This window comes from Sandaracinobacteroides sp. A072 (genome assembly GCF_052616365.1).
On the sequence record NZ_JBQXGU010000004.1, the window covers coordinates 99,423 to 120,289 of the forward strand.

Here is a 20,867-nt window from a genome sequence, read left to right on the forward strand (position 1 = left end):
TGGAATACAAGAGCGAGGTGGTGATGAGCGAGAGTTCCGAACAGCGGCCGCAGTTCTCGGACAGGGAGGCGCTGATCTTCCATTCGGCGAAAAGGCCGGGCAAGCTCGAGATCATCGCCTCCAAGCCCATGGCCACGCAGCGCGACCTGAGCCTCGCCTATTCGCCTGGCGTGGCGGTGCCGGTCCTCGCCATCGCCGAAGATCCCGCCACCGCCTATGATTACACCATCAAGGGCAATCTCGTGGCCGTCATCTCCAACGGCACGGCCATCCTCGGGCTGGGGAACCTGGGGGCGCTTGCCTCGAAGCCGGTGATGGAAGGCAAGGCGGTGCTCTTCAAGCGCTTCGCCGATGTGGACGCGATCGACATCGAGCTGAAGACAGAGGATGTCCAGCGCATCATCGATGCAGTCGAGCTGATGGAGCCGAGCTTCGGCGGCATCAACCTCGAGGACATCAAGGCGCCGGAATGCTTCATCATCGAGGATGAACTGCGCGCCCGCATGAACATCCCCGTCTTCCACGACGACCAGCACGGAACCGCCATCATCGCGGCCGCGGGCGTGCTCAACGCCCTGCACCTGACCGGCCGCGACATCCGCGACATCAAGGTGGTGGTCAACGGCGCCGGTGCGGCCTCCATTGCCTGCACCGAATTGCTGAAGGCGATGGGCGTGGCTTCGGACAATGTCATCATGTGCGACAGCAAGGGCGTGATCTGGCAGGGCCGCACCGAAGGCATGAACCAGTGGAAGGCGGCCCATGCCGTCAGCACCGATGCACGTACCCTGGCCGAGGCCATGGTGGGCACCGATGTTTTCCTCGGGCTTTCGGTGGAGGGCGCCGTCACGCGCGAGATGGTCGCCTCGATGGCGGACAGGCCGATCATCTTCGCCATGGCCAACCCGGATCCCGAAATCACGCCCGAGGAGGTGAAGGCCGTTCGCAGTGACGCGATCATCGCCACCGGCCGGTCGGATTATCCCAACCAGGTCAACAATGTTCTCGGCTTCCCCTACATCTTCCGGGGTGCGCTCGATGTGCGCGCCACCAAGATCACCGAGGAAATGAAGGTGGCCGCCGCCCACGCCATCGCCGAACTGGCGCGCGAATCCGTGCCTGACGAAGTGGCCGCGGCCTATGGCGGCAGCCGTGTGTTCGGGCCGGAATACATCATTCCCGCCCCGTTCGACCCGCGCCTCATCGAGCAGGTGCCGGCCGCCGTCGCGCAGGCGGCGATGGATTCGGGCGTGGCGCAGAAGCCGATCTTCGACATGGATGCCTACAAGCTGCAGCTGCGCGCCCGGCTCAACCCGGCCTCCTCGGCGCTGGCCGCCAGCTTCGAGGCCGCCCGCGCCCGGCCGCGCCGTGTGGTTTTCGCCGAGGGCGAGCAGGAAGTGGTGCTGCGCGCGGCCGTTTCCTTCCGCACCTCAGGCTATGGCGAGCCGCTTCTGGTTGGCCGCGAAGAGCCGATTCTCGAAGGCTTCCGGCGCATCGGCGTGACCGACATCGAGAATTACCCCATCTACAACAGCGCCAAGAGCCCGCTCGTGCCCGAGATGGTGGATCGGCTCTATGCCCGGCTTCAGCGCAAGGGCTATCTGCTGCGTGACGTGCAGCGCATGGTGAACAACGAGCGCAACGTCTTTGCCGCCCTCATGGTCGAAATGGGTGAAGCCGACGCCATGGTCTCGGGCGTGACCCGGCATTTCCGGCACGTGCTCTCGCAGGTGAGCCTCGCGGTCGATCCGCTGCCCGGCCATACGCCCTATGGCTTCCACATCTACACCGGGCGCGGCGGCACCTTCCTGATCGCCGACACCACCGTCAATGAGCGCCCCACCGGCGAACAGCTGGCCGACATCGCTGTCGGCACCGCCCGCGCCGCCCGGCGGCTGGGCATGGAACCGCGCGTGGCATTCCTTTCCTATTCCAATTTCGGCAACCCGCCCGGTTCCTACCTCGCGCATCTGCAGGAGGCCGTCCGGATTCTCGACGAGATGCGCCCCGGCTTCGAATATGAAGGTGAGGTGTCGGTGGATGTCGCGCTCAACCGCGACATGACGGCCGTCTATCCGTTCAACCGCCTGACCGGCCCCGCCAATGTTCTGGTGATGCCCGGCCTGCAATCGGCCAACATCGCCGCCAAGCTGCTGAAGGAACTGGGTGGCGGCCGGGTCATCGGGCCGGTGCTGATGAACATGTCGAAGGCGGTGCAGATCGCGCCCATGACTTCGGGCGCAACCGATCTCGTGACTCTGGCGGCGCTGGCTGCTTCGGGCGTGGTGCAATAGCCATGCCGCCGGTGCTGATGATCCATGGCATGTGGAGCCGCCCCTCCACCTTCTCGACGCTGCGCGCCGAACTGGATGCTGCCGGGATCCGCAGTGCGGCTGTCACCCTGCCTTTCCATGACCTGCCGCCGGGCAGCCCGCCGCCGGCGGCGCTGGGCCGGCTGCGGCTTGGCGATTATGTGGCGGCGCTTGAGCGCAGTGTTGCCGAACTCGGCGAGCAGCCCGTCATACTGGGCCATTCCATGGGCGGGCTTCTGGCGCAGTTGCTGTCGGTGAAGGTGCAGCCCAGGGGGCTGATCCTGCTCTCTTCCGCGCCCTCGGCCGAGACTTCGGCAATGACGCTCGATGCGTTCCGCACCCTGCGTGGGGTGATGGGCGAATGGGGCTGGTGGCGCAAGCCGACCCTGATCGACGAGGCGCGGGCGCGATTCGGCGTTTTCAACGGCGTGCCCGAGGAAGAGGTGCTGCCGGCGCTGGCCGAACTGACATGGGATTCGGGCGCCGTGCTCGCCCAGATGGCCTCCCCATTGCTGGACCAGGAGCGGGGTGCGCGCGTCGATTATGACCGGCTGCGCATGCCGGCCCTTGTCCTTACCGGCAGCGCCGACAGGATCGTGCCGCCCGAAGTCTCGCGCCGCACCGCCCGGCGCCTTGCCAATGCCGGCGCGACGGTCGATTTCGAGGAATGGGCCGGTGTCGGCCACTGGCTGTTCCACGATGCGGTGCGCCCGCGGCTTGCGGCGGCCATCGCCCGCTTCATGGCAAGCCTGAGCTGAAAGCCCCCATTGCCGCCTGTCGTGGCCGATGGGCCGTGCGGGCCTGTTTGAAAATTCTGCTCGAAAACAAGGGCGCGGTCTTGCGAAAAGACCGCGCCCTTCTGTTTCCAGCGTGAAAGGCTGGCCGGGCTTGCGCCCGGCCGGCTGCATCAGGCCGCGAGTTTCCGCAGCACGTAGGGCAGGATGCCCCCAGCGTAGAAATAGTCGATCTCGTTTTCGGTATCGATCCGGCACAGCGCGTCGAACTGGCCGCTGCTGCCGTCGGCGCGGGTGTATTTCACCGTCAGCGTCTGGCGCGGCTTCAGGTTCGCGACCCCCTCGATGGTGAAGGCTTCATCGCCCTTCAGGCCGAGCGATTCCGCCGACTGGCCCTCGGGGAACTGCAGCGCCAGCACGCCCATGCCGACGAGGTTCGAGCGGTGGATGCGCTCGAAGCTTTCGGCGATCACGGCGCGCACGCCCAGCAGGTTGGTGCCCTTGGCAGCCCAGTCGCGGCTGGAGCCGGTGCCATATTCCTTGCCCGCGAGGATCACGAGCGGGGTGCCCGTTTCCTTGTACTTCATGGCGGCGTCGTAGATCGGCATCACCTCGCCGGTGGGCAGATAGGTGGTGACGCCACCCTCTGTGCCGGGGGCAAGGCGGTTGCGGATGCGGATGTTGGCGAAGGTGCCGCGCATCATGACTTCATGGTTGCCGCGCCGTGCGCCATAGCTGTTGAACTCGGCCTTGGGCACCTGCCGGTCGGTCAGATACTGGCCGGCGGGGCTGTCCAGCTTGATCGAGCCGGCGGGGCTGATGTGGTCGGTGGTGATGCTGTCGCCCAGAAGCGCGAGCGCCTTGGCGCCGACGATGTCGGTGACGGCGGCGGGCGTCATGGTCATGCCCTCGAAATAGGGCGGGTTCTGCACATAGGTGCTGCCGGCATTCCACTTGTAGGTGTCGCCGCCGGTCACGCGGATCGCCTGCCAGTGGCTGTCGCCCTGGAAGACATTCGCGTAACGCTCGCGGAACATCGCCGGGGTGACGGCGCCCTGCACCATTTCGGCGACTTCCTGGTTCGTCGGCCAGATGTCCTTGAGATAGACGTCGCGGCCGTCGGGCGTCTTGCCGAGCGGGGTTTCGGTGATGTCGGAGCGGATGGTGCCGGCAATGGCATAGGCCACGACGAGCGGCGGGGAAGCGAGATAGTTCGCCTTCACGTCGGGCGAGACGCGGCCTTCGAAGTTGCGGTTGCCCGACAGCACCGATGCGGCGACGATGTCATTCTTGTTGACCGCCTGCGAAATCGGCTCGGGCAGCGGGCCGGAGTTGCCGATGCAGGTGGTGCAGCCATAGCCGACGAGGTTGAAGCCCAGCGCGTCCATGTCCTCGGTGAGGCCGGACTTGTTGAAATAATCCGTCACCACCTGCGAGCCGGGGGCGAAGCTGGTCTTGACCCAGGGCTTGCGATCGAGGCCTAGGGCGCGCGCCTTGCGGGCGACGAGGCCGGCGGCGACCAGCACATTGGGGTTGGACGTGTTGGTGCAGCTGGTGATGGCGGCGATCACCACGTCGCCATGGCCGATGTCGTGCGCGGCGCCCTGCACGGGCACGCGGAAATCGGGGTTTTCCGCCTTGCCATAGGAGCCCAGAAGCTCGGCTTCGAAGGCTTCGTCCACCTGGCCGAGCAGCACCCTGTCCTGCGGGCGGCGCGGGCCGGCGAGCGAGGGCTGGACCGAGCCGAGGTCGAGTTCGAGCGTGTCGGTGAAGACGGGATCGGGCGTGGAGGCATCGCGCCACATGCCCTGCGCCTTGCAATAGGCTTCGACGACGGCGATGCGGTGATCGTCGCGGCCGGTGAGGCGCATGTAGTCGAGTGTCTTGCTGTCCACCGGGAAGAAGCCGCAGGTGGCGCCATATTCCGGGGCCATGTTGGCGATGGTCGCGCGGTCGGCCAGCGTGAGGGCATCGAGACCGGGGCCGTAGAATTCGACGAACCGGCCCACAACGCCCTTCTTGCGCAGCATCTGCGTGACGGTGAGCACGAGGTCGGTCGCGGTAACGCCTTCGGCGAGCATGCCCGTCAGGCGGAAGCCGACGACTTCGGGAATGAGCATCGAGACGGGCTGGCCGAGCATCGCGGCTTCGGCCTCGATTCCGCCCACGCCCCAGCCCAGAACCCCGAGGCCGTTCACCATGGTTGTGTGGCTGTCGGTGCCGACGAGGGTGTCGGGATAGGCGATCTCGGCGCCGTCTGCCGCTTGCGAGACCCACACGGTCTGCGCCAGATACTCAAGGTTCACCTGGTGGCAGATGCCGGTGCCCGGCGGCACCACGCGGAAGTTGCGAAGCGCGGTCGAACCCCAGCGCAGGAATTCGTAGCGTTCCATGTTGCGGGCATATTCCAGCTCGACATTATGCTCGAAGGCCTGCGGCGTGCCGAATTCGTCCACCATGACCGAGTGGTCGATCACGAGATCGACGGGGACGAGCGGGTTGATCTTCTGCGGGTCGCCGCCAAGCTGCGCCATGGCATCGCGCATGGCGGCAAGATCGACGACGGCGGGAACGCCGGTGAAATCCTGCATCAGCACGCGGGCCGGGCGATACTGGATCTCGCGGTCGGAGCGGCGCTCCTTCGCCCAGTCGGCAATGGCCTTCACATCCTCGACCGTGACGGTCGTTCCATCCTCGAAGCGCAGAAGATTTTCCAGCAGCACCTTCATCGAGAAGGGCAGGCGCGAGACATCGCCGATCTTCGCCTGGGCGGCGGGGATGCTGTAATAATCATAGCGCTTGCCTTCCACCTCGATGGTGGCGCGGGTGCCGAGTGTGTCCTGTCCGATCGCGGTCATGTCTTATGGTCCTCGTGATCCTGGAATGTCCCTGCCGCTCCTAGAACGCCGCACCCCGTGCGGCAAGCATCGGCTTAATCTGCGGCGGCGGCGGCCGTTCAGTCGCATCGCCCCCGAGGCATGCGGCGGCGGGGCGAAGATGCGCGAGGAAAGGCACATGGAACAGGGACTTCGCCCGGAAGCGGTGCGAGCCGCCGACCGGCAGGCGGACTGGCAGGGCCATGGCGGCCACCCGGGCCTTGCGCGCTATGACGCGATCCGCGCCCTGTTCGCGGAAACGGGCCTGCCGCCGGACCCGCAGACCTACGAACTCTTCTGGCTGCATCTGGGCGGCGGGGCGCCCGCCCTCTCGCGCGAGCTGGAGGCCATGCTGGACGAGGGCCGGCTGACGGCGGAACGGGTGATGGCGCTGCGCCGCATCCATCTTGGCGACATTGCCGGCGCCGAAATGATGGCGCTTGTGGAAGCGACGCAGGGCAGCGCCCTGCAGCTTGCCGACCGGCTGAGCCGCGGCCAGAGCGACATCCGTGCCTATGACGAGAGAATCGCGGCCGAGGACAGCCTGATTGCCGCTTCCCTCACGGCGCAGGCTCTTGCTGAAGCGGTACAGCGGCTGCGGCGGGCCAATGCGGTGATGATGGCTGCCAACAGGCGGCTTGCCGCCGAGATCCGGGCCGCCAGCCACCAGACCGGCCGCCTGCTCGACCGGCTGGAAAGCGCCGAGCGCAGCGCCCGCACCGATCCGCTGACGGGCCTGCCCAACAGGCGCGGCCTTGCCGAGGCCATGAAGCGCGCCGCCGTCCAGGCGGATGCGCGCGGCGCACCCCTGTCTGTCGCGCTGGTGGATATCGACCATTTCAAGCGCTTCAACGACCAGTGGGGCCATGCCATCGGCGACGAGGTGCTGCGATGCGTGGGTGCGCACCTGGCCGCCCGTGCCCGCGAGACCGCGGGCGAGGGCGCCGTGACCGGCCGTCATGGCGGGGAGGAGTTTCTAGTGCTGCTTCCGGGCCTCGCATTGGCGGAGGCGACGGCCGCCATGGACCAGGCGCGCGACCTGATGGCGCGGCAGATCCTGCGGCGCGCCTCGGATGGCGTCAGCCTCGGCAGGCTCTGCTTTTCGGCCGGTGTCGCCGCACTGCGCCCTGATGACAGCCCAGACACGCTGTTCGACCGGGCCGATGCCGCGCTCTATGCCGCAAAGCGGGCCGGGCGGGACAGGGTCTATCCCGAACGGACGGCTGAATGACCATCTGTCATGCGGCCGCCAGCCGGGCGCGGATCGCGGCATGGGCATCGGCCGTGATCGGCCAGCGCCAGATCACATAGGCGGCCGCGAAACCGATCAGGATAGGCGGCACGACGAAGATCAGGGTGAGCCCGGCGATCGCCTCGGGCGTGTTTGCGGCATCGGGTCTCGGGTCGAAGCCGATGAGGCCGAGCAGCGGGTAGGTGAGGCCCACGGGCACGGCGAAGCCCAGCTTCGCTGTCGCGGTGAGGATCGCATAATTGAGACCGGTGGTGTCCGCGCCTTCCCTGCCTTCCTGCTGCCTGTCGAGGGTCTGGGCATCGGTGAGATCGGCAAGCATGGCGCGCAGCAGGAAGCCCGAGGCGGACAGCGGCATGCCGGCGACGATCAGGATGAGTGAAAAGACCAGGACATTGTCGGCCGGGCCATAGGCGACCGGAATCTGGACGAGCCCGTACCAGATGGCGGCAACCGCCGTTGCCCTGTGCTTGCCGAACCGCCGGGCCGCATGGATCCAGAGCGGCGCGCTGATCAGTCCGGCCACGAAATAGAGCAGCATGATGCCGGACGCCGTTTCGAGCGGAATTCCGCGCACCTGCGTGATGAAGAAGACGAAGAGCGCCCCGGTGAGGCCGGGCGCCAGCGACAGGAGCAGGTCGGCAAGCAGAAGCTGGCGCATGCGGGGATCCGAAAGGACGCCGCGAACGTCCGCCATGCGCACGCGATGCTCGCCCACCGGTGCTTCCCCTTCGGGAACGAACAGGCCGACGGCGAGCGCGGCAAGCGGTATGGCCGCAAGGATGTACCAGCCCATGGCATGTATCCCGGCCGCCGGCCCCGAGCCTGGCATGAGCTGGTTCACCAGGGGCGGAATCACGAGCACGAGAATCGATCCGAAGACGTTGAGGGCGGTCCAGTATCCGAAGATGCGCGCGCGTTCGGCATAATCGGTCGAGAGGCGGGAGCCCCAGGCCGTTTGCGCCAGCGATATGCAGGAAAAGCCGAAATAGAGGGTGAACAGAGACAGGAAGGTCATGCCGGCGCTGACGCCGGGCTTTGCCATGAACAGCATCCAGACGCCGAGCGCCAGAAAGACGGCACCGCCGAGGATCCATGGCCGGAACTGGCCGATCCGCGTGCGGCTGTTGTCCATCAGGGCGCCGAGCAGCGGGTCGAGCGGGATGTCGACGATGCGCACAAGGGCGAAAAGGAAGCCGACCGTTGCCAGTGGCAGCCCGAGGGTGCCGGCATAATAGGGTGGCAGATAGACGACCAGCGGCAGGCTGAGCGCTGCCACTGGCAGGCAGGGTGCGCACCATGCCAGCAGCGTACGCAATCGGACGCCCATGCTTCCTCCCTGAAATGTCTCTCCCGCAGCGAAGCTTGCCCCAGCCCGTTGCACGGCGCTAGGGGCAGGCATGGCCGAAACCGGCGAAGCTAGTCAAAGTGCTGGAAACGCGCCTTCGGGTGCGGCTGCACTCGCGCGGGGCGGGCGCACCAATTTCGCCGGCTTCCTGCTGCGGCTGGCGGCCCGTTTTCCCTTCCTTGTCCTTGGCGCCCGCCTTTACGGCGCGGAGGATCTCGGCCGATTCGCCTATGCCACCATGGTGGTCGAGTTCGCCGCCCAGCTGACGACCCTTGGCCTGAAGCGCGGCCTTTCGGGCGAGATGGCGCGTAGCGGCCGGCCCGAGGCGCATGTCGTCGCCGATGCCCTGGCGCTCGCCCTGCTGCTGGGGCTGGCGGCGACCCTGTTGCTGATCGCCCTTCCCGTTCTCATGTTTCCGGATGGCATCCGCCATGCCGCCGAGCCACTTCTGGCTCTGGTTGTGCTGGCCATCCTGCTTTCCGATGTCTGCCTTGCGGCACTGGCCTTCCGGCACCGCATCGGGGTGGCCGTGCAGGCGCGTTCGGTGATCGAGCCATGGGTTCTCACGCTGGTCGGCACGGGGCTCGCCTTCACTTTTCTCAAGCCCGGCGGGCTGCTGATCGCCTTTGCCATTTCGCTGGCGGCGGCGGCGATTGCTTCGGTGGCGCCGGCCATCAGGCAGTTCGGGGTTCCACGGGGCTGGCGCCTTTCGGCCTCGCGGCTCTGGGCTATGGGCGTGCGCAACCTGCCGCTGGCCGGCGCCGATCTGGTGGACTGGGCGACACGCCGGCTCGACATATTCGTTCTGGGCCGTTTTGCCGGGCCGGAAGTGGTGGGCCTTTATTTTGTCGCGCAGCAGGTGGCGACGCTGGCGGGCCGTATCCGCATGAGCTTCGACCCCATTCTTGCGCCGATGCTGTCCACCGCGCTCAAGGCCGGGCGGCCCGACGAAGCGGCCGCCCATGTGCGGCAGGTGGGTTTCTGGGTGCTGGCCTTCCAGATCCCCGTGGTGCTGGCGCTCGGGCTGCCGGGTGAGGGGGTGCTGGGCCTGTTCGGCCCCGAATTCGCGGCGGGCGCCCTCGTCCTGGCCTTGCTGCTTACGGCTGAACTGGCCGCCGCCAATGGAAGCGTTGCCGAAATGGCGCTGATCTACGCCCGGCCCAAGCTCAACCTTGCCGTGGCCGTGGGCGGGCTGGCGTTGCAGGCCGTGCTCAGCCTTGTGCTTGTGCCGCTGCATGGCGGCGCCGGGGCGGCGGCGGCGCTTCTCGTGGCGCTTCTGGCTGCGGCGATTGCCCGGCAGATCCTGCTGCGCCGCGCGCTGGGGGCTTCGGTAACCTTCTGGCGCTGGTCGCTTCTGGCGGCGGGCGCGCTTGCCTTCGGCTATGGCTATGCGGCCCGCGCCCTGCCCGAACTGTGGCAGATGCTGGCGACGATTCCCGGCGTGCTCATCCTGTTCGGGCTGGTCATGTGGCGCTGGGGCTTCGGCCCGGAGGACCGGGCGCTTTTCGGCCGGCGCTAGCCCTGCGGTTCCAGCCGGCGGCTGACCAGCCGGCCATCGGGCGTGAGGGCGGCAACCACCACCATCGGCCCGTCCAGAAGCTGGCGTTCAAGCGCTGGCGCGCTTGATTCGGAGACGAAGATCCTGCTTGTAAAGGCCGGCTGCTCGTTTTCGCGGAAGGCCGGGCGCAGATCCATGGCCGAAAGATCGGGGTTCACGCGGTGCCGGCAGGCAGCGCCGGGCGCTGCGATGGTGGCGACAACGCGCCCGCCCTCGCGCGACAGGCAGAGCTGGCAGCCGCCCGGCCGTTCGCAGGGGCCCGCATCGCCGCGAAGATCCCATTGATAGGCGAACTGGATGAAGCGGCCGCGCAAGGGATCGCGCGGGTCGTAGCCGCCCACGAGTATGCGCCACAGTGTCGCCGCGCCAAGCTGGGCTTCATGCTGCCACAGCGCGCCACCCAGGGCCAGGATGGGCAGCACAAGGGCGATCAGGCGCAGGGTTGCGAGCGTCCGGCGGTTCACGGGCTGACCCTTTCCTCGCGCACGATCCTGCGCCAGCCCCAGGCAAGGGCGATCAGCAGCAGGCCCCCTGTCACCAGCCCGCCGCCAGTGGCCGCCAGTGAACCGAACAGTTCGACGTAGATGATGAAGATGCGCAGCGCGATGGCGGCGACGGCGGTGGCGAACAGGGTTGACCATCCGCTTGCCGATGCCCCGCGCGCCACGGCCGCCCACATCAGCGCATAGACGATGATGCCGAGGAGGCGGCTGGCCATGTGATCGGGGTGGGGGATGGCCAGCGCAAGGCCGAGGGCGACTGGAGGGCCGAGGAAGACTGGCAGGATGAGCGACCGGGGGATTCCCCCGCCGCGCGCCAGCAAAAGCCCGGCGAGCGCGACCGCCAGCAAGGGCAGCAGCCTTGCCGCATTGTCGAGCGCCTGCACGGAGGTGATGTTGGAGGCCCAGGCGAAATGGGCGATGCTGGCGCCGGCCAGTGTCAGCACGATGCCGGCTTCGCGCAGGGCGGCGCGGAAGGCCGGCTGAAGCCGCCAGCGGTCGAGCGCGAGCAGAAGCAGCAGCAACGGCACGGCCATCGCCGCCCCCTGCGCCAGAAGCCAGGGGCCGCCGCGGTCGATCGTGTCGACGGCCATGGCCAGTGGGCCGAAAAGCGCCATGGCGGAAAATTGCAGCCCCGTGAGCCTCGTGGCGCCGCCCAGAAGCAGCGCCGGCCCCGCAAGCGCCAGCCACAGCAGCAGTGCATGCCAGAGTGGGCCTGCCAGCTGATAGACCTGGGCCTGAAGCGCGATTCCCGCCAGTGTCAGGAGGCTGAACAGGAAGAGCGACCCTTCGGCCAGCCAGCGCCGGGCATCCCGTCGGGCTATCCAGTGGGTGGCCGCAGCACCCGCCAGAAGCGCCATGTGCAGGCCGAGCTTCAGCCCGTCGGGGATGCGGTCCCAGTTGGCTGAAACAAGAAGGATGATGCCAAGCCCGAGGGCGAAGAGGCCCAGCCCGGCGATCGCCCACAGGGCGGTCGGCCGCTCGCGCCCGGCCTCGAAGGCGCGGATGCCGTCGGCCGTGGCCGGGTTGATCAGCCCCGCATCCACCCAGCGGGCCAGATTGCGCTCAAGTGCCATCGGGCTTGCATGCCTGCTTCCCGGAGGCTCGTCCATATGGGCCGCGCCACCGGCCTGTTCGCCCCACGGGCAAATCCCGGCCTTTCATCGCGCCGCCGCGTTCCTACATGTGGAACCCGATAGGAAGAAAAGGGCCGATGCGGCCCGATATGGAAAGGCATGCTTCCCGCATGAGCGAAGTTCAGACCTGGCACGGCACGACCATCCTGTCCGTGCGCAAGGGCGGCAAGGTTGTGGTGGCCGGCGACGGTCAGGTGTCGCTGGGCCAGACGGTGATCAAGCCCAATGCCCGCAAGGTTCGAAGGCTGGGGGCCGATGGCAAGGTCATCGGCGGCTTCGCCGGTTCGACCGCCGATGCCTTCACCCTGTTCGAGCGGCTGGAAGCCAAGCTGGAACGTTTTCCCGGCCAGCTGACACGCGCCGCCGTCGAACTCGCCAAGGACTGGCGGCAGGATCGTTACCTGCGGCGGCTTGAGGCGATGATGATCGTCGCGGACAGCGAGGCAACCCTCATCCTGACCGGCACCGGGGATGTGCTCGAGCCCAATGACGGCATCGCCGCCATCGGCTCGGGGGGCAATTATGCGCTGGCGGCCGCCCGGGCGCTGGCCGACCAGCCGCTCGACGCCGAGGCCATCGCCCGCAGGTCGATGCGGATTGCCGCCGACATCTGCGTCTACACCAACGACCAGCTGACCGTGGAAACCCTTTGATCATGGACAGGACGATCATCGCCGACACCGCCGCCGAAGCGCTGACGCCGCGCGCCATCGTTGCCGCGCTAGACCGGCATATCGTCGGCCAGACAGATGCCAAGAAGGCGGTCGCCGTCGCACTCAGGAACCGCTGGCGCCGCCAGCAGCTGCCGCCCGAACTGCGCGACGAGGTGACGCCCAAGAACATCCTGATGATCGGGCCGACGGGCTGCGGCAAGACGGAGATCAGCCGCCGGCTGGCGAAGCTGGCCGATGCCCCGTTCCTGAAGATCGAGGCCACGAAGTTCACCGAGGTCGGCTATGTCGGCCGCGACGTGGACAGCATCATTCGCGATCTCGTCGAGGAATCCATCCGCCTGACCCGTGATGCAAGGCGGGCGTCCGTTCGCGACGCGGCCGAAAAGGCGGCGCTCGACCGTCTGCTCGATGCGCTGGTGGGCAAGGATGCCTCGGAAGCGACGCGGCTTGCCTTCCGCGACCGCATCTTCGCCGGCCAGCTGAAGGGCCGGGAAGTCGATGTCGAGGTGGAGGACAATGGCGGCGGCATGCCGTTCGAGATGCCGGGCATGCCGCCCGGTTCCGTCGGCATGATCAATCTGGGCGACATGCTGAAGGGCCTGGGTCCCAAGCGCATGCGGCGTCGCAGGATGCCGGTGGAAGATGCCTGGGAATTGCTGGTGAACGAGGAAAGCGACAAGCGCCTCGACACCGAGGAGCTGACCCGCGAGGCGGTGAAGGCGGCCGAAGCCAATGGCATCGTCTTCCTGGACGAGATCGACAAGATCGCCGTGTCGGATGTGCGGGGCGGTTCCGTTTCCCGCGAAGGCGTGCAGCGTGATCTGCTGCCGCTGATCGAGGGCACGACGGTTGCCACCAAATATGGCCCGGTGAAGACGGACCATATCCTGTTCATCGCCTCGGGCGCCTTTCATGTGGCGAAGCCGTCCGATCTTCTGCCCGAGCTTCAGGGCCGGCTTCCCATCCGGGTTGAGCTGACCGGCCTGTCGCAGGCGGATTTCGTGCGCATCCTGTCCGATACCGAGGCGAGCCTCGTCCGTCAGTATGTGGCGCTGATGGCGACCGAGGGCGTCAGCCTGTCCTTCACGGACGACGGCATCGCGGCTGTCGCGCGGGTGGCGGCCGAGGTGAACGAGCGGGTCGAGAACATCGGCGCCCGGCGTCTGCAGACGGTGATGGAAAAGCTGCTCGACGAGCTGAGCTTCGAGGCGCCCGACGCCGGCGGCAGCGAAGTGGTGATCGACGCCGCCTATGTCGATCGTCAGCTGGCCGCCATCGCCCGCGACAATGACCTGAGCAAGTTCATCCTCTGAACATTCCGTTCTTTCCCGCTTGAAAGCCCGGAGGCCGGGGTCCATCTGGAAGCCTCGGGTTCCGGGCCCCTCTGGTCGTGCGGCGGCACGGCGATGTCGGAACCGCGCAAGGGAAACCGGCGCGGACGCGGCGCCATGCGGATATGCAGAGGGGCCTGATGGAGTTCCTGTTCACGGACTGGCTGGGCAAGCCCTTGTGGCTGTGGCTCGCCTTTTTCGGCATCGTGCTGTCACTTCTCGTCCTCGATCTGGGCGTTCTCCACCGGGAGAACCGCGAGATCGAGGTGCGGGAATCGCTGTGGATGTCGGCTTTCTACATCACCCTCGGGCTGGCCTTCGGCGGCTTCGTATGGTGGCAGCTGGGGGCGACGGCAGCCAAGGAATATGTGACCGGCTTCGTTGTCGAGAAAAGCCTGGCGATGGACAATGTCTTCGTCATCGCGATAATCTTTTCCTATTTCGCCGTGCCGAGGCTCTACCAGCACCGGGTGCTGTTCTGGGGCATATTGGGCGTGATCGTGCTGCGCGGCATCATGATCGGGCTGGGCGCGACGCTGGTTTCGGAATTCGGCTGGATTCTCTATTTCTTCGCGGCCTTCCTCATCTACACCGGCGTGAAGATGTGGCGCATGGCCGACAGCGCGTTCGATGTCGGCGGTTCGCCGGTGCTCGCCTGGGTGCGCCGACGCCTCAACGTGACGGACGACCTGCACGGCGACCGCTTCTTCGTGAAGACGCCGCACCGGCTGACGGGGCGCGTGGTCACGCACGCCACGCCGCTTTTCCTGGCGCTGGTCATGGTGGAGTTCGTGGATGTGGTCTTTGCGGTGGATTCGGTGCCGGCCATCTTCGCCATCACCACCGATCCCTACATCGTCTATACGTCGAACATCTTCGCCATTCTCGGCCTGAGGGCGCTCTATTTCGCGCTGTCGGCGATGGTTCACCGCTTCCATTACCTGAAATATGCGCTGGCGGTGCTGCTTGTGTTCATCGGCGCCAAGATCTTCCTGGCGGACATCCTTGCCTTCCCGGGCGGCAAGTTCCCGCCGGAATGGGGGCTGGGCATCACCTTTGCCATTCTGGCGGCGGGCGTTGGCTATTCGCTGTGGCGCACCCGCGGGGACAGCCAGGGGGCAGCGAGCTGAAAGCCTGAACCGGCTGGCGGTCCCCCGGCTTTCGGGGGGCCGCCAGGCCATGTTTCCGTTCGCCTAGTGGTAGAGCGCGTCCAGACGTGCGCCATAAGCCTGTTTCAGGACGTGGCGGCGGATCTTCAGGCTGGGCGTCATCTGTTCATTCTCGACCGTGAAGGGCGCATCCGCCAGCATCACGCGACGCACCTTCTCGATGACCGAAAGCTGGGTGTTCACCCGGTCGACTGCGGCCTGCACCGCGCGCACGAATTCGGGGTTTCCGTTCAGCCCTTCCGGATCGAGGTTGCGGCTGGCGGCCCATTCGGCAGCCCATTCCGCATCGGGCACCACCACCCCCACGAGATGGGGCCGCCTGTCTCCATAGACCATCGCCTGCCCGATTTCGGGCTGCAGGGTGAGCATGCCCTCGATCCGCTGCGGGGCGACATTGTCGCCCTTGTCGTTGACGATGATGTCCTTCTTGCGGTCGGTGATGACGATGTGGCCGTCTTCGTCCAGTTCGCCGATGTCGCCGGTGTGGAGCCAGCCGTCCCGGAGGGCGGCTTCGCTTTCCTCCGGGCGGTTCCAGTAGCCCGACATCACCAGTTCGCCGGCCACGAGAATTTCGCCATCCTCGGCGATGCGCACGTCCACATCCTTCAGCGGCGGGCCGACCGTGTGCATCTTGATGCCCGTGGCGGGGCGGTTGCAACTGATGACGGGGCCTGCCTCCGTCTGGCCATAGCCCTGCAGCAAGGTGACGCCGATGGACTGGAAGAAGATGCCGACATCGGGGTTGAGCGGTGCGCCGCCCGAGACCATCGCCTTGATCCGCCCGCCGAGCTTGTCGCGCACCTTGCGGCGCAGCGTGCGCTCGATCACCGCATCGAGGAGCCTGTCCGACATGGAGAGGCCGCCCCGGGTTGCGCGCTTGCGCGTCAGCGCCTCGGCCTGCGCCAGCATCCTGGGCGCCATGCCGCCCTGCTTGTCTATCGCCTTCAGCATGCGCATGCGCAGCACCTCGAACAGGCGCGGCACGACCACCATGATGCTGGGGCGCACCTCCTCGATGTTGGCGGACAGCCGCTCCAAGCTTTCGGCATAGTAGATTTCCCCGCCGAGGCCGATCGGCAGGAACTGGCCGGCCGTGTGCTCATAGGCATGCGACAGCGGCAGGAAGGACAGGAAGGTCTCGCGGCCGGTATCCGGGAAATCGTTGCGGATCACGTCGACGCAGCCAGCCACATTGTGCAGGATGGCGCCGTGGTGCTGGAGAACGCCGCGCGGCGTTCCGCCGGTGCCGGAGGTGTAGATGATGCAGGCCGTGTCCTGGCGCTTCATCCGCGCCCAGCCCTTGACGGCGGCGACGCTGCCGGTGTGGGCGGCCATGAGGCTTGCTGCGTCCGTCACATCGACATGCGGCGGGTGCTGCGCGAGGCCCAGCGGTTCCAGCCCGATGACGAGCTTGCAGCTGCTGACGCCGATCAGCGCTTCCATCAGCGGTTTGGCGAGCTTCGGGCCGGAGACGACAGCCGCGATCGCGCCGCTGTCGGACAGGATGTGCGCGTGATCGCGCGCCGTGTTGGTCGTGTAGGTGGGCACGGTGATGGCGCCCGCCGCCATGATGCCGAGATCCCAGAGGCAGAATTCGGGCCGGTTTTCCGAAATCAGGACGACGCGGCTGCCCGGGGTGACGCCATTGGCGCGCAGGGCGGTCGCAATGGTCGCCACCGCCCTGGCGGCGTCTGCCCAGCTGATCGACTGCCAGCTTTCGCCCGTGCGGCGCCACAGCATGGCGGCGCTCCCCAGCTTTTCGGCCTGGCCGAAGAACATTTCCACCAGATTCTGCCAGCGCTCGATCCCCGTCAGGGCGACCGCGCGCTCCGCTTCCCTCAGTCGCTCCGCCTCAGCGATGTCCGCCTTGCTCATGTCCTGCTCCCTGCGACCCTCTGGTGAATACCTGGCTTTTTATCGGCTGATTGCCAGCGCCTGGCCCTCGCTTCGCGGGTCCGCTGCCGCGCGCCAGCCACTCCCCTGCCGCACAAGGGCATTGCCTTTCAATGGCAATGTTGCCGAGCGGACATCTTTATGGCCCAGCGCCTTCAGTCCGGCGGCCATTGCCTCGATCCGGGTGTCCGCCTCGTAACGAAAACCACGCCTGTCGGCGAAGACCTGGGGTGCGGCCAGTGCGTCCTCCACGCTCATGCCCCAGTCCAGGTGGGCGATGATAGCTTTGGCCACCTGTGCGATGATGGTCGCCCCGCCCGCTGCCCCGAAGGCCGCGACCGGTTTTCCCGCACGGTCGAAGATGATGGTGGGCGCCATCGAGCTGCGCGGCCGTTTGCCCGGCTCGACCCGGTTGGGCGCGGGTGCTGCATCACGCACGGGGTTGAAGTCGAAATCGGTCAGTTCGTTGTTGAGGACGATGCCGGCCGCAACCAGCCCGCTGCCGAACGGCCCTTCGATAGTTGAGGTGAGGCTGGCGACATTGCCGCGCGAATCGGCGGCGGCCAGATGCGAGGTGGAGGGCACATCGGCGAGCGGCTGGGCTGCGCGCGGGGCCACGCCCGGCGGCGTTCCCGGCCCGGCTTCCGCCATCGCCCGGTCGAGCCGGATGAGCGCCGAGCGCTGCGTGATGTAGCCGCTGTCGACAAGCCCGGCCACCGGCACGGGCGCATGGTCGGCATCGGCGCCATAGGCCTCGCGGTCGGCAAAGGCCAGGCGCTGGGATTCGGCGAACAGGTGCCATGAGAGCAGATTGTCCTGCCCCAGTTTCCCGAGGTCGAAGCGTTCGAGCTGGCCGAGGATCTGCAGCACCGCGATACCACCCGCCGAGGGCGGACCCATGGTGCAGGCCCGCCACTGCCGGTAGGGGCGGCAGAGGGCTTCGCGTTCCGTCACGCGATAGGCGGCGAGATCCGCCGCCGTAAGGGCTGCCTGGTTCGAAAAGGCATTGGCGACCGCTTCTGATACGGCGGCACCCACTGGCCCCTTGTAGAAGGCGTCCGGCCCCTCTGCGGCGATCTGCTCCAGGCTTTCGGCAAGCGCCGGCTGGCGCAGCACATGGCCAACCGGCCAGGGTTCGCCACGGGGGTCGAGGAAGATGGCGCGGGCCGCCGGATCGCGCGCCAGCATAGCCTTGCGGCTGGCGGTGAAGCGGTTGAGCCGCTCGCTGACGGGAAAGCCGTGCCTGGCAAGGCGGATGGCGGGCTGGAACAGATCCGCCCATGGCAGCCGTCCCCAGCGCCCATGCGCTTCGGCTGCCAGCGCCACGGCGCCGGGCACGCCCACCGAATAGCCGCCGGGGACGGCTTCGGCGAACCCCATGGGCTGGCCTTCGGCCTTCAGGAACCGGTCCGGGCCGGCGGCGGCGGGGGCCTTTTCGCGGCCGTCGAGCGTGGTGGTCACGCCGCTTTTGCCATCATGCCACAGCAGGAAGCCGCCACCGCCCAGGCCGCTCGACTGCGGCTCGACGACGGTGAGTGTGATCATCATGGCAATGGCTGCATCGGCCGCTGTGCCGCCTGCCTTCAGCATCGCCTGGCCGGCGGCGGTTGCCAGCGGGTCGGCCGCTGTCACGGCGGCGGCGCCACTGGCCGCCGTATCTGCCGGCGGCCGGCGGAACTTGCGGTCATCCGGTTCGTAGAAGCGCGTGCCGGGGGTGGTTTCGGGTGCTGCCGTTACCGGCGCAAGCCGGGCGCTGGGGGCTGCCGGCGCAAGCTGCGCGCTGGCGGTTGAGGGCAGGGCGAGAAGGGCGAATAACGCCGGGGCTGCCAGCAGGCGCTTCATCATCATGAGACCGTGGATAGGGCCGGCGCACGAAAGGCTCAAGCCTTGAGGCCCGTGCCGACGGCCTCTTCGATGCGGGTGAAACCCTCGCGCTTCAGCAGGGTGGCAAGGCCGGCTGCAAGGTGCGCCGGCAGGCCCGGCCCCTCATAGACCAGCGCCGAATAGAGCTGGACTGCCGAAGCACCAGCGCGGATCTTCGCATAGGCGTCTTCGGCGCTGGCGATGCCGCCCGCCCCGATCAGCGGCAACCGCCCTTCGATGCGCCGCGCGAAGGCTGCAAGCACGGCAGTCGATGGCGCCATGAGCGGCGTGCCCGACAGGCCGCCGGTTTCGCCGGCATGGCGGCTTTTCAGGCTTTCGGGCCGGGCAAGCGTGGTGTTTGAAACGATGAGGCCCTGCAGGCGGCTTTCGATGAGGGTGCGGGCGATGAAGTCGATCTGGCTGTCATCGAGATCGGGGGCGACCTTCAGGAACAGCGGCGGCCCGTCCGTGCCGCGTGCTTCGGCGGCGGCCGCCAGCAGCTCCGGCAGCGCCTCTCCCTGCAGGCCGCGAAGGCCGGGCGTGTTGGGCGAGGAGATATTGAGCGTGATCCAGGCGGCCCGGTCGCGGACGGCGGTGACGCCGGTCACATAATCGGCGATGCGGTCGGTGCTGTCCTTGTTGGCGCCCACGTTCACACCCAGGCGCGGGTGCGGGGCAAGGCGGGGAAGGGCGGCTTCAAGCCCGCCATTGTTGAATCCAAGCCGGTTGATGACGGCCCTGTCCTCGACCAGCCGGAAGATGCGCGGCTTCGGGTTGCCCTGCTGCGGCCGGGGGGTCAGCGTGCCCACTTCGGCAAAGCCGAAGCCGAAGCCCAGCATCTGCCGCCAGACCCGGGCATCCTTGTCGAACCCGGCCGCAAGCCCGATGGGGGACGGAAAGCGAAGGCCGGCGATGCGGGTTTCAAGCACCGGGTCGAAGGCCGGCCCCCGGCCTGCCGGGAGGTGCGCGAGGGTTGCGAGCGTCAGCCCGTGCGCGGTTTCCGGATCGAGCGTGAAGAGCGCGGGGCGAAGCAGCTTGAACATGGCTCCGGCTCTAGGTGCTCCCCCCAGTGCCCGCAAGATGCCCACAGGGCGCCCGCCGGGTGCACGCAAGGTTTGCGCTGCAAGTGAAGCAGGCTATCCGAATGTCGGAATATTTTACAAATTCGTTGAGGAGGATTTTCTTAATTTGTTTTGAATCAGTGGTTTGATACTTTGGCATGAATCATGCACGAAATGTTTCGCTTCGGGCCGGGCTGCCGGCCTCGAGGGGGCAATATGTCAACATGGAGGGTATTACTCATGGCAAAAGGTCTGAAAGCGGTTTTCGGCCTCGGCGTCGCGGCGCTCGGCCTGGCGATGGTTCCGTCGGCTGCGTCCGCCAATGTCTGCGTCGGTGACTGCGGCGTACTGGGCGCGGATGGCGTGGTGACGGCGCCGCCCATCGGCGGGCAGTATCGTTATGTCACCACCATCGGCCCGGATGGCGGCGGCGACATTCCCGGCTTCGCTGTTGGCGAGGCGACGAACGGTTCGAACTTCACCACCTCCGCCTTCGAGGCGCAGGCGGGCTCCACGCTCGAATTCTACTTCAATTACGTGACGTCCGACGGGTCCGGCTTCTCCGACTTCGGCTGGGCGGCGCTCAACGGCGGCAGCGGCAGCCTGACCCTGTTCACGGCGCGGACCACGCCTTCGGGTGACACGGTGCCCGGCTTCGGCCTTCCCGGCCTTGCCCCCGGTGTCGTTCTCGATCCGGCGTCCACTCCGATCATCCCGGGTGCCCCGGTGTGGTCGCCGCTGCAGGGTAGCTCCGGTCTCTGCTTCAGCACGGGTTGCGGCTATACCGGCTGGATCAAATCCACCTACACCATCGAGGAAGCCGGCGTCTACACGCTGCAGTTCGGTGCCGCCAACGCGGTGGACACCATTTACGATTCCGGTCTGGCGTTCGCCGGCCTCGTGATCGACGGCGATCCGATCGACCCGACGCCCGGCATCCCCGAGCCGGCCACCTGGGCGATGCTGATTGCCGGTTTCGGCATGGTCGGCTTCGTGGCGCGCCGTCGCCGCAGCGACATGGCCGTGAAGGCCGCCTGATCGGCGCCTGATCGCTGGCCCCTTTCCGAAAGGGGCCGCAGGTGACCTGAAAGTCGCCGGGCCGAAAGGCTGGCGCGGCGGAATATGGCCCGGAGCGGGGTTCGTCCCTCTCCGGGCCTTTTCTT

The 20,867-nt window shown here is 67.3% G+C and carries 15 protein-coding genes; 8 read left to right on the forward strand and 7 right to left on the reverse strand.

Annotation, left to right across the window (positions count from 1 at the left end; translation table 11 throughout):
* The first annotated feature begins 23 nt into the window (after nt 1-23).
* Nucleotides 24-2,294, forward strand: coding sequence for an NADP-dependent malic enzyme (locus ACUJ46_RS11515; RefSeq protein WP_445390681.1), 2,271 nt, complete (start codon nt 24-26; stop codon nt 2,292-2,294).
* 17 nt (nt 2,295-2,311) lie between these two features.
* Entirely contained in the window at nt 2,312-3,070 is a 759-nt protein-coding gene (locus ACUJ46_RS11520) for an alpha/beta hydrolase (RefSeq protein ID WP_445390682.1), read from the forward strand.
* A 149-nt stretch (nt 3,071-3,219) separates the two neighbouring features.
* On the opposite strand, the gene acnA is transcribed toward ACUJ46_RS11520, so the two are convergent.
* Nucleotides 3,220-5,904, reverse strand: coding sequence for an aconitate hydratase AcnA (gene acnA, locus ACUJ46_RS11525; protein ID WP_445390636.1), 2,685 nt, complete (start codon nt 5,902-5,904; stop codon nt 3,220-3,222).
* Between the two features lie 157 nt (nt 5,905-6,061).
* Between acnA and ACUJ46_RS11530 the strand changes: the two genes are divergently transcribed.
* The gene (locus ACUJ46_RS11530; RefSeq protein WP_445390637.1) at nt 6,062-7,153 is read left to right on the forward strand and encodes a diguanylate cyclase; all 1,092 of its coding nucleotides are present in this window, start codon (nt 6,062-6,064) and stop codon (nt 7,151-7,153) included.
* Between the two features lie 7 nt (nt 7,154-7,160).
* Here ACUJ46_RS11530 and ACUJ46_RS11535 read toward each other — a convergent pair whose 3' ends face one another.
* Nucleotides 7,161-8,501: an MFS transporter gene (locus ACUJ46_RS11535; protein WP_445390638.1), complete on the reverse strand. Its 1,341-nt coding sequence runs from the start codon at nt 8,499-8,501 to the stop codon at nt 7,161-7,163.
* A gap of 70 nt (nt 8,502-8,571) precedes the next feature.
* On the opposite strand from ACUJ46_RS11535, the gene ACUJ46_RS11540 reads away from it, so the two are divergent.
* The gene (locus ACUJ46_RS11540) at nt 8,572-10,038 is read left to right on the forward strand and encodes a lipopolysaccharide biosynthesis protein (RefSeq protein ID WP_445390639.1); all 1,467 of its coding nucleotides are present in this window, start codon (nt 8,572-8,574) and stop codon (nt 10,036-10,038) included.
* Here the strand turns inward: ACUJ46_RS11540 and ACUJ46_RS11545 are convergent.
* Together ACUJ46_RS11545 and ACUJ46_RS11550 are read right to left on the reverse strand one after the other, a co-directional pair.
* Nucleotides 10,035-10,541, reverse strand: a complete 507-nt coding sequence (locus tag ACUJ46_RS11545; protein ID WP_445390640.1) for a GDYXXLXY domain-containing protein — start codon at nt 10,539-10,541, stop codon at nt 10,035-10,037. The genes ACUJ46_RS11540 and ACUJ46_RS11545 overlap by 4 nt on opposite strands.
* Nucleotides 10,538-11,653 (reverse strand): DUF2157 domain-containing protein, encoded by a 1,116-nt coding sequence (locus ACUJ46_RS11550; protein WP_445390641.1) that lies wholly within the window; start codon nt 11,651-11,653, stop codon nt 10,538-10,540. The genes ACUJ46_RS11545 and ACUJ46_RS11550 overlap by 4 nt, the downstream gene beginning before the upstream one ends.
* Before the next feature lie 170 nt (nt 11,654-11,823).
* Between ACUJ46_RS11550 and hslV the strand changes: the two genes are divergently transcribed.
* The 3 genes from hslV (at nt 11,824) to ACUJ46_RS11565 (ending at nt 14,848) form a co-directional block, all read left to right on the forward strand.
* Nucleotides 11,824-12,366, forward strand: coding sequence for an ATP-dependent protease subunit HslV (gene hslV, locus ACUJ46_RS11555; RefSeq protein ID WP_445390642.1), 543 nt, complete (start codon nt 11,824-11,826; stop codon nt 12,364-12,366).
* A 2-nt stretch (nt 12,367-12,368) separates the two neighbouring features.
* On the forward strand, nt 12,369-13,700 hold the full coding sequence (gene hslU / locus ACUJ46_RS11560; RefSeq protein WP_445390643.1) for an ATP-dependent protease ATPase subunit HslU: 1,332 nt from the start codon (nt 12,369-12,371) through the stop codon (nt 13,698-13,700).
* A 158-nt stretch (nt 13,701-13,858) separates the two neighbouring features.
* On the forward strand, nt 13,859-14,848 hold the full coding sequence (locus ACUJ46_RS11565) for a TerC family protein (protein ID WP_445390644.1): 990 nt from the start codon (nt 13,859-13,861) through the stop codon (nt 14,846-14,848).
* Between the two features lie 63 nt (nt 14,849-14,911).
* On the opposite strand, the gene ACUJ46_RS11570 is transcribed toward ACUJ46_RS11565, so the two are convergent.
* Genes ACUJ46_RS11570 through ACUJ46_RS11580 form a run of 3 tightly spaced genes read right to left on the reverse strand, consistent with a single transcriptional unit; the run spans nt 14,912 to nt 19,686 of the window.
* On the reverse strand, nt 14,912-16,762 hold the full coding sequence (locus ACUJ46_RS11570; protein WP_445390645.1) for an AMP-dependent synthetase/ligase: 1,851 nt from the start codon (nt 16,760-16,762) through the stop codon (nt 14,912-14,914).
* A gap of 39 nt (nt 16,763-16,801) precedes the next feature.
* Nucleotides 16,802-18,628, reverse strand: a complete 1,827-nt coding sequence (gene ggt, locus ACUJ46_RS11575) for a gamma-glutamyltransferase (protein ID WP_445390646.1) — start codon at nt 18,626-18,628, stop codon at nt 16,802-16,804.
* 32 nt (nt 18,629-18,660) lie between these two features.
* On the reverse strand, nt 18,661-19,686 hold the full coding sequence (locus tag ACUJ46_RS11580) for a quinone-dependent dihydroorotate dehydrogenase (protein WP_445390647.1): 1,026 nt from the start codon (nt 19,684-19,686) through the stop codon (nt 18,661-18,663).
* 258 nt (nt 19,687-19,944) lie between these two features.
* On the opposite strand from ACUJ46_RS11580, the gene ACUJ46_RS11585 reads away from it, so the two are divergent.
* Nucleotides 19,945-20,742 carry an NF038132 family protein gene (locus tag ACUJ46_RS11585; protein ID WP_445390648.1) on the forward strand — a complete coding sequence of 266 codons (798 nt, stop codon included), beginning with the start codon at nt 19,945-19,947 and terminating at the stop codon, nt 20,740-20,742.
* Nucleotides 20,743-20,867: the final 125 nt, after the last annotated feature.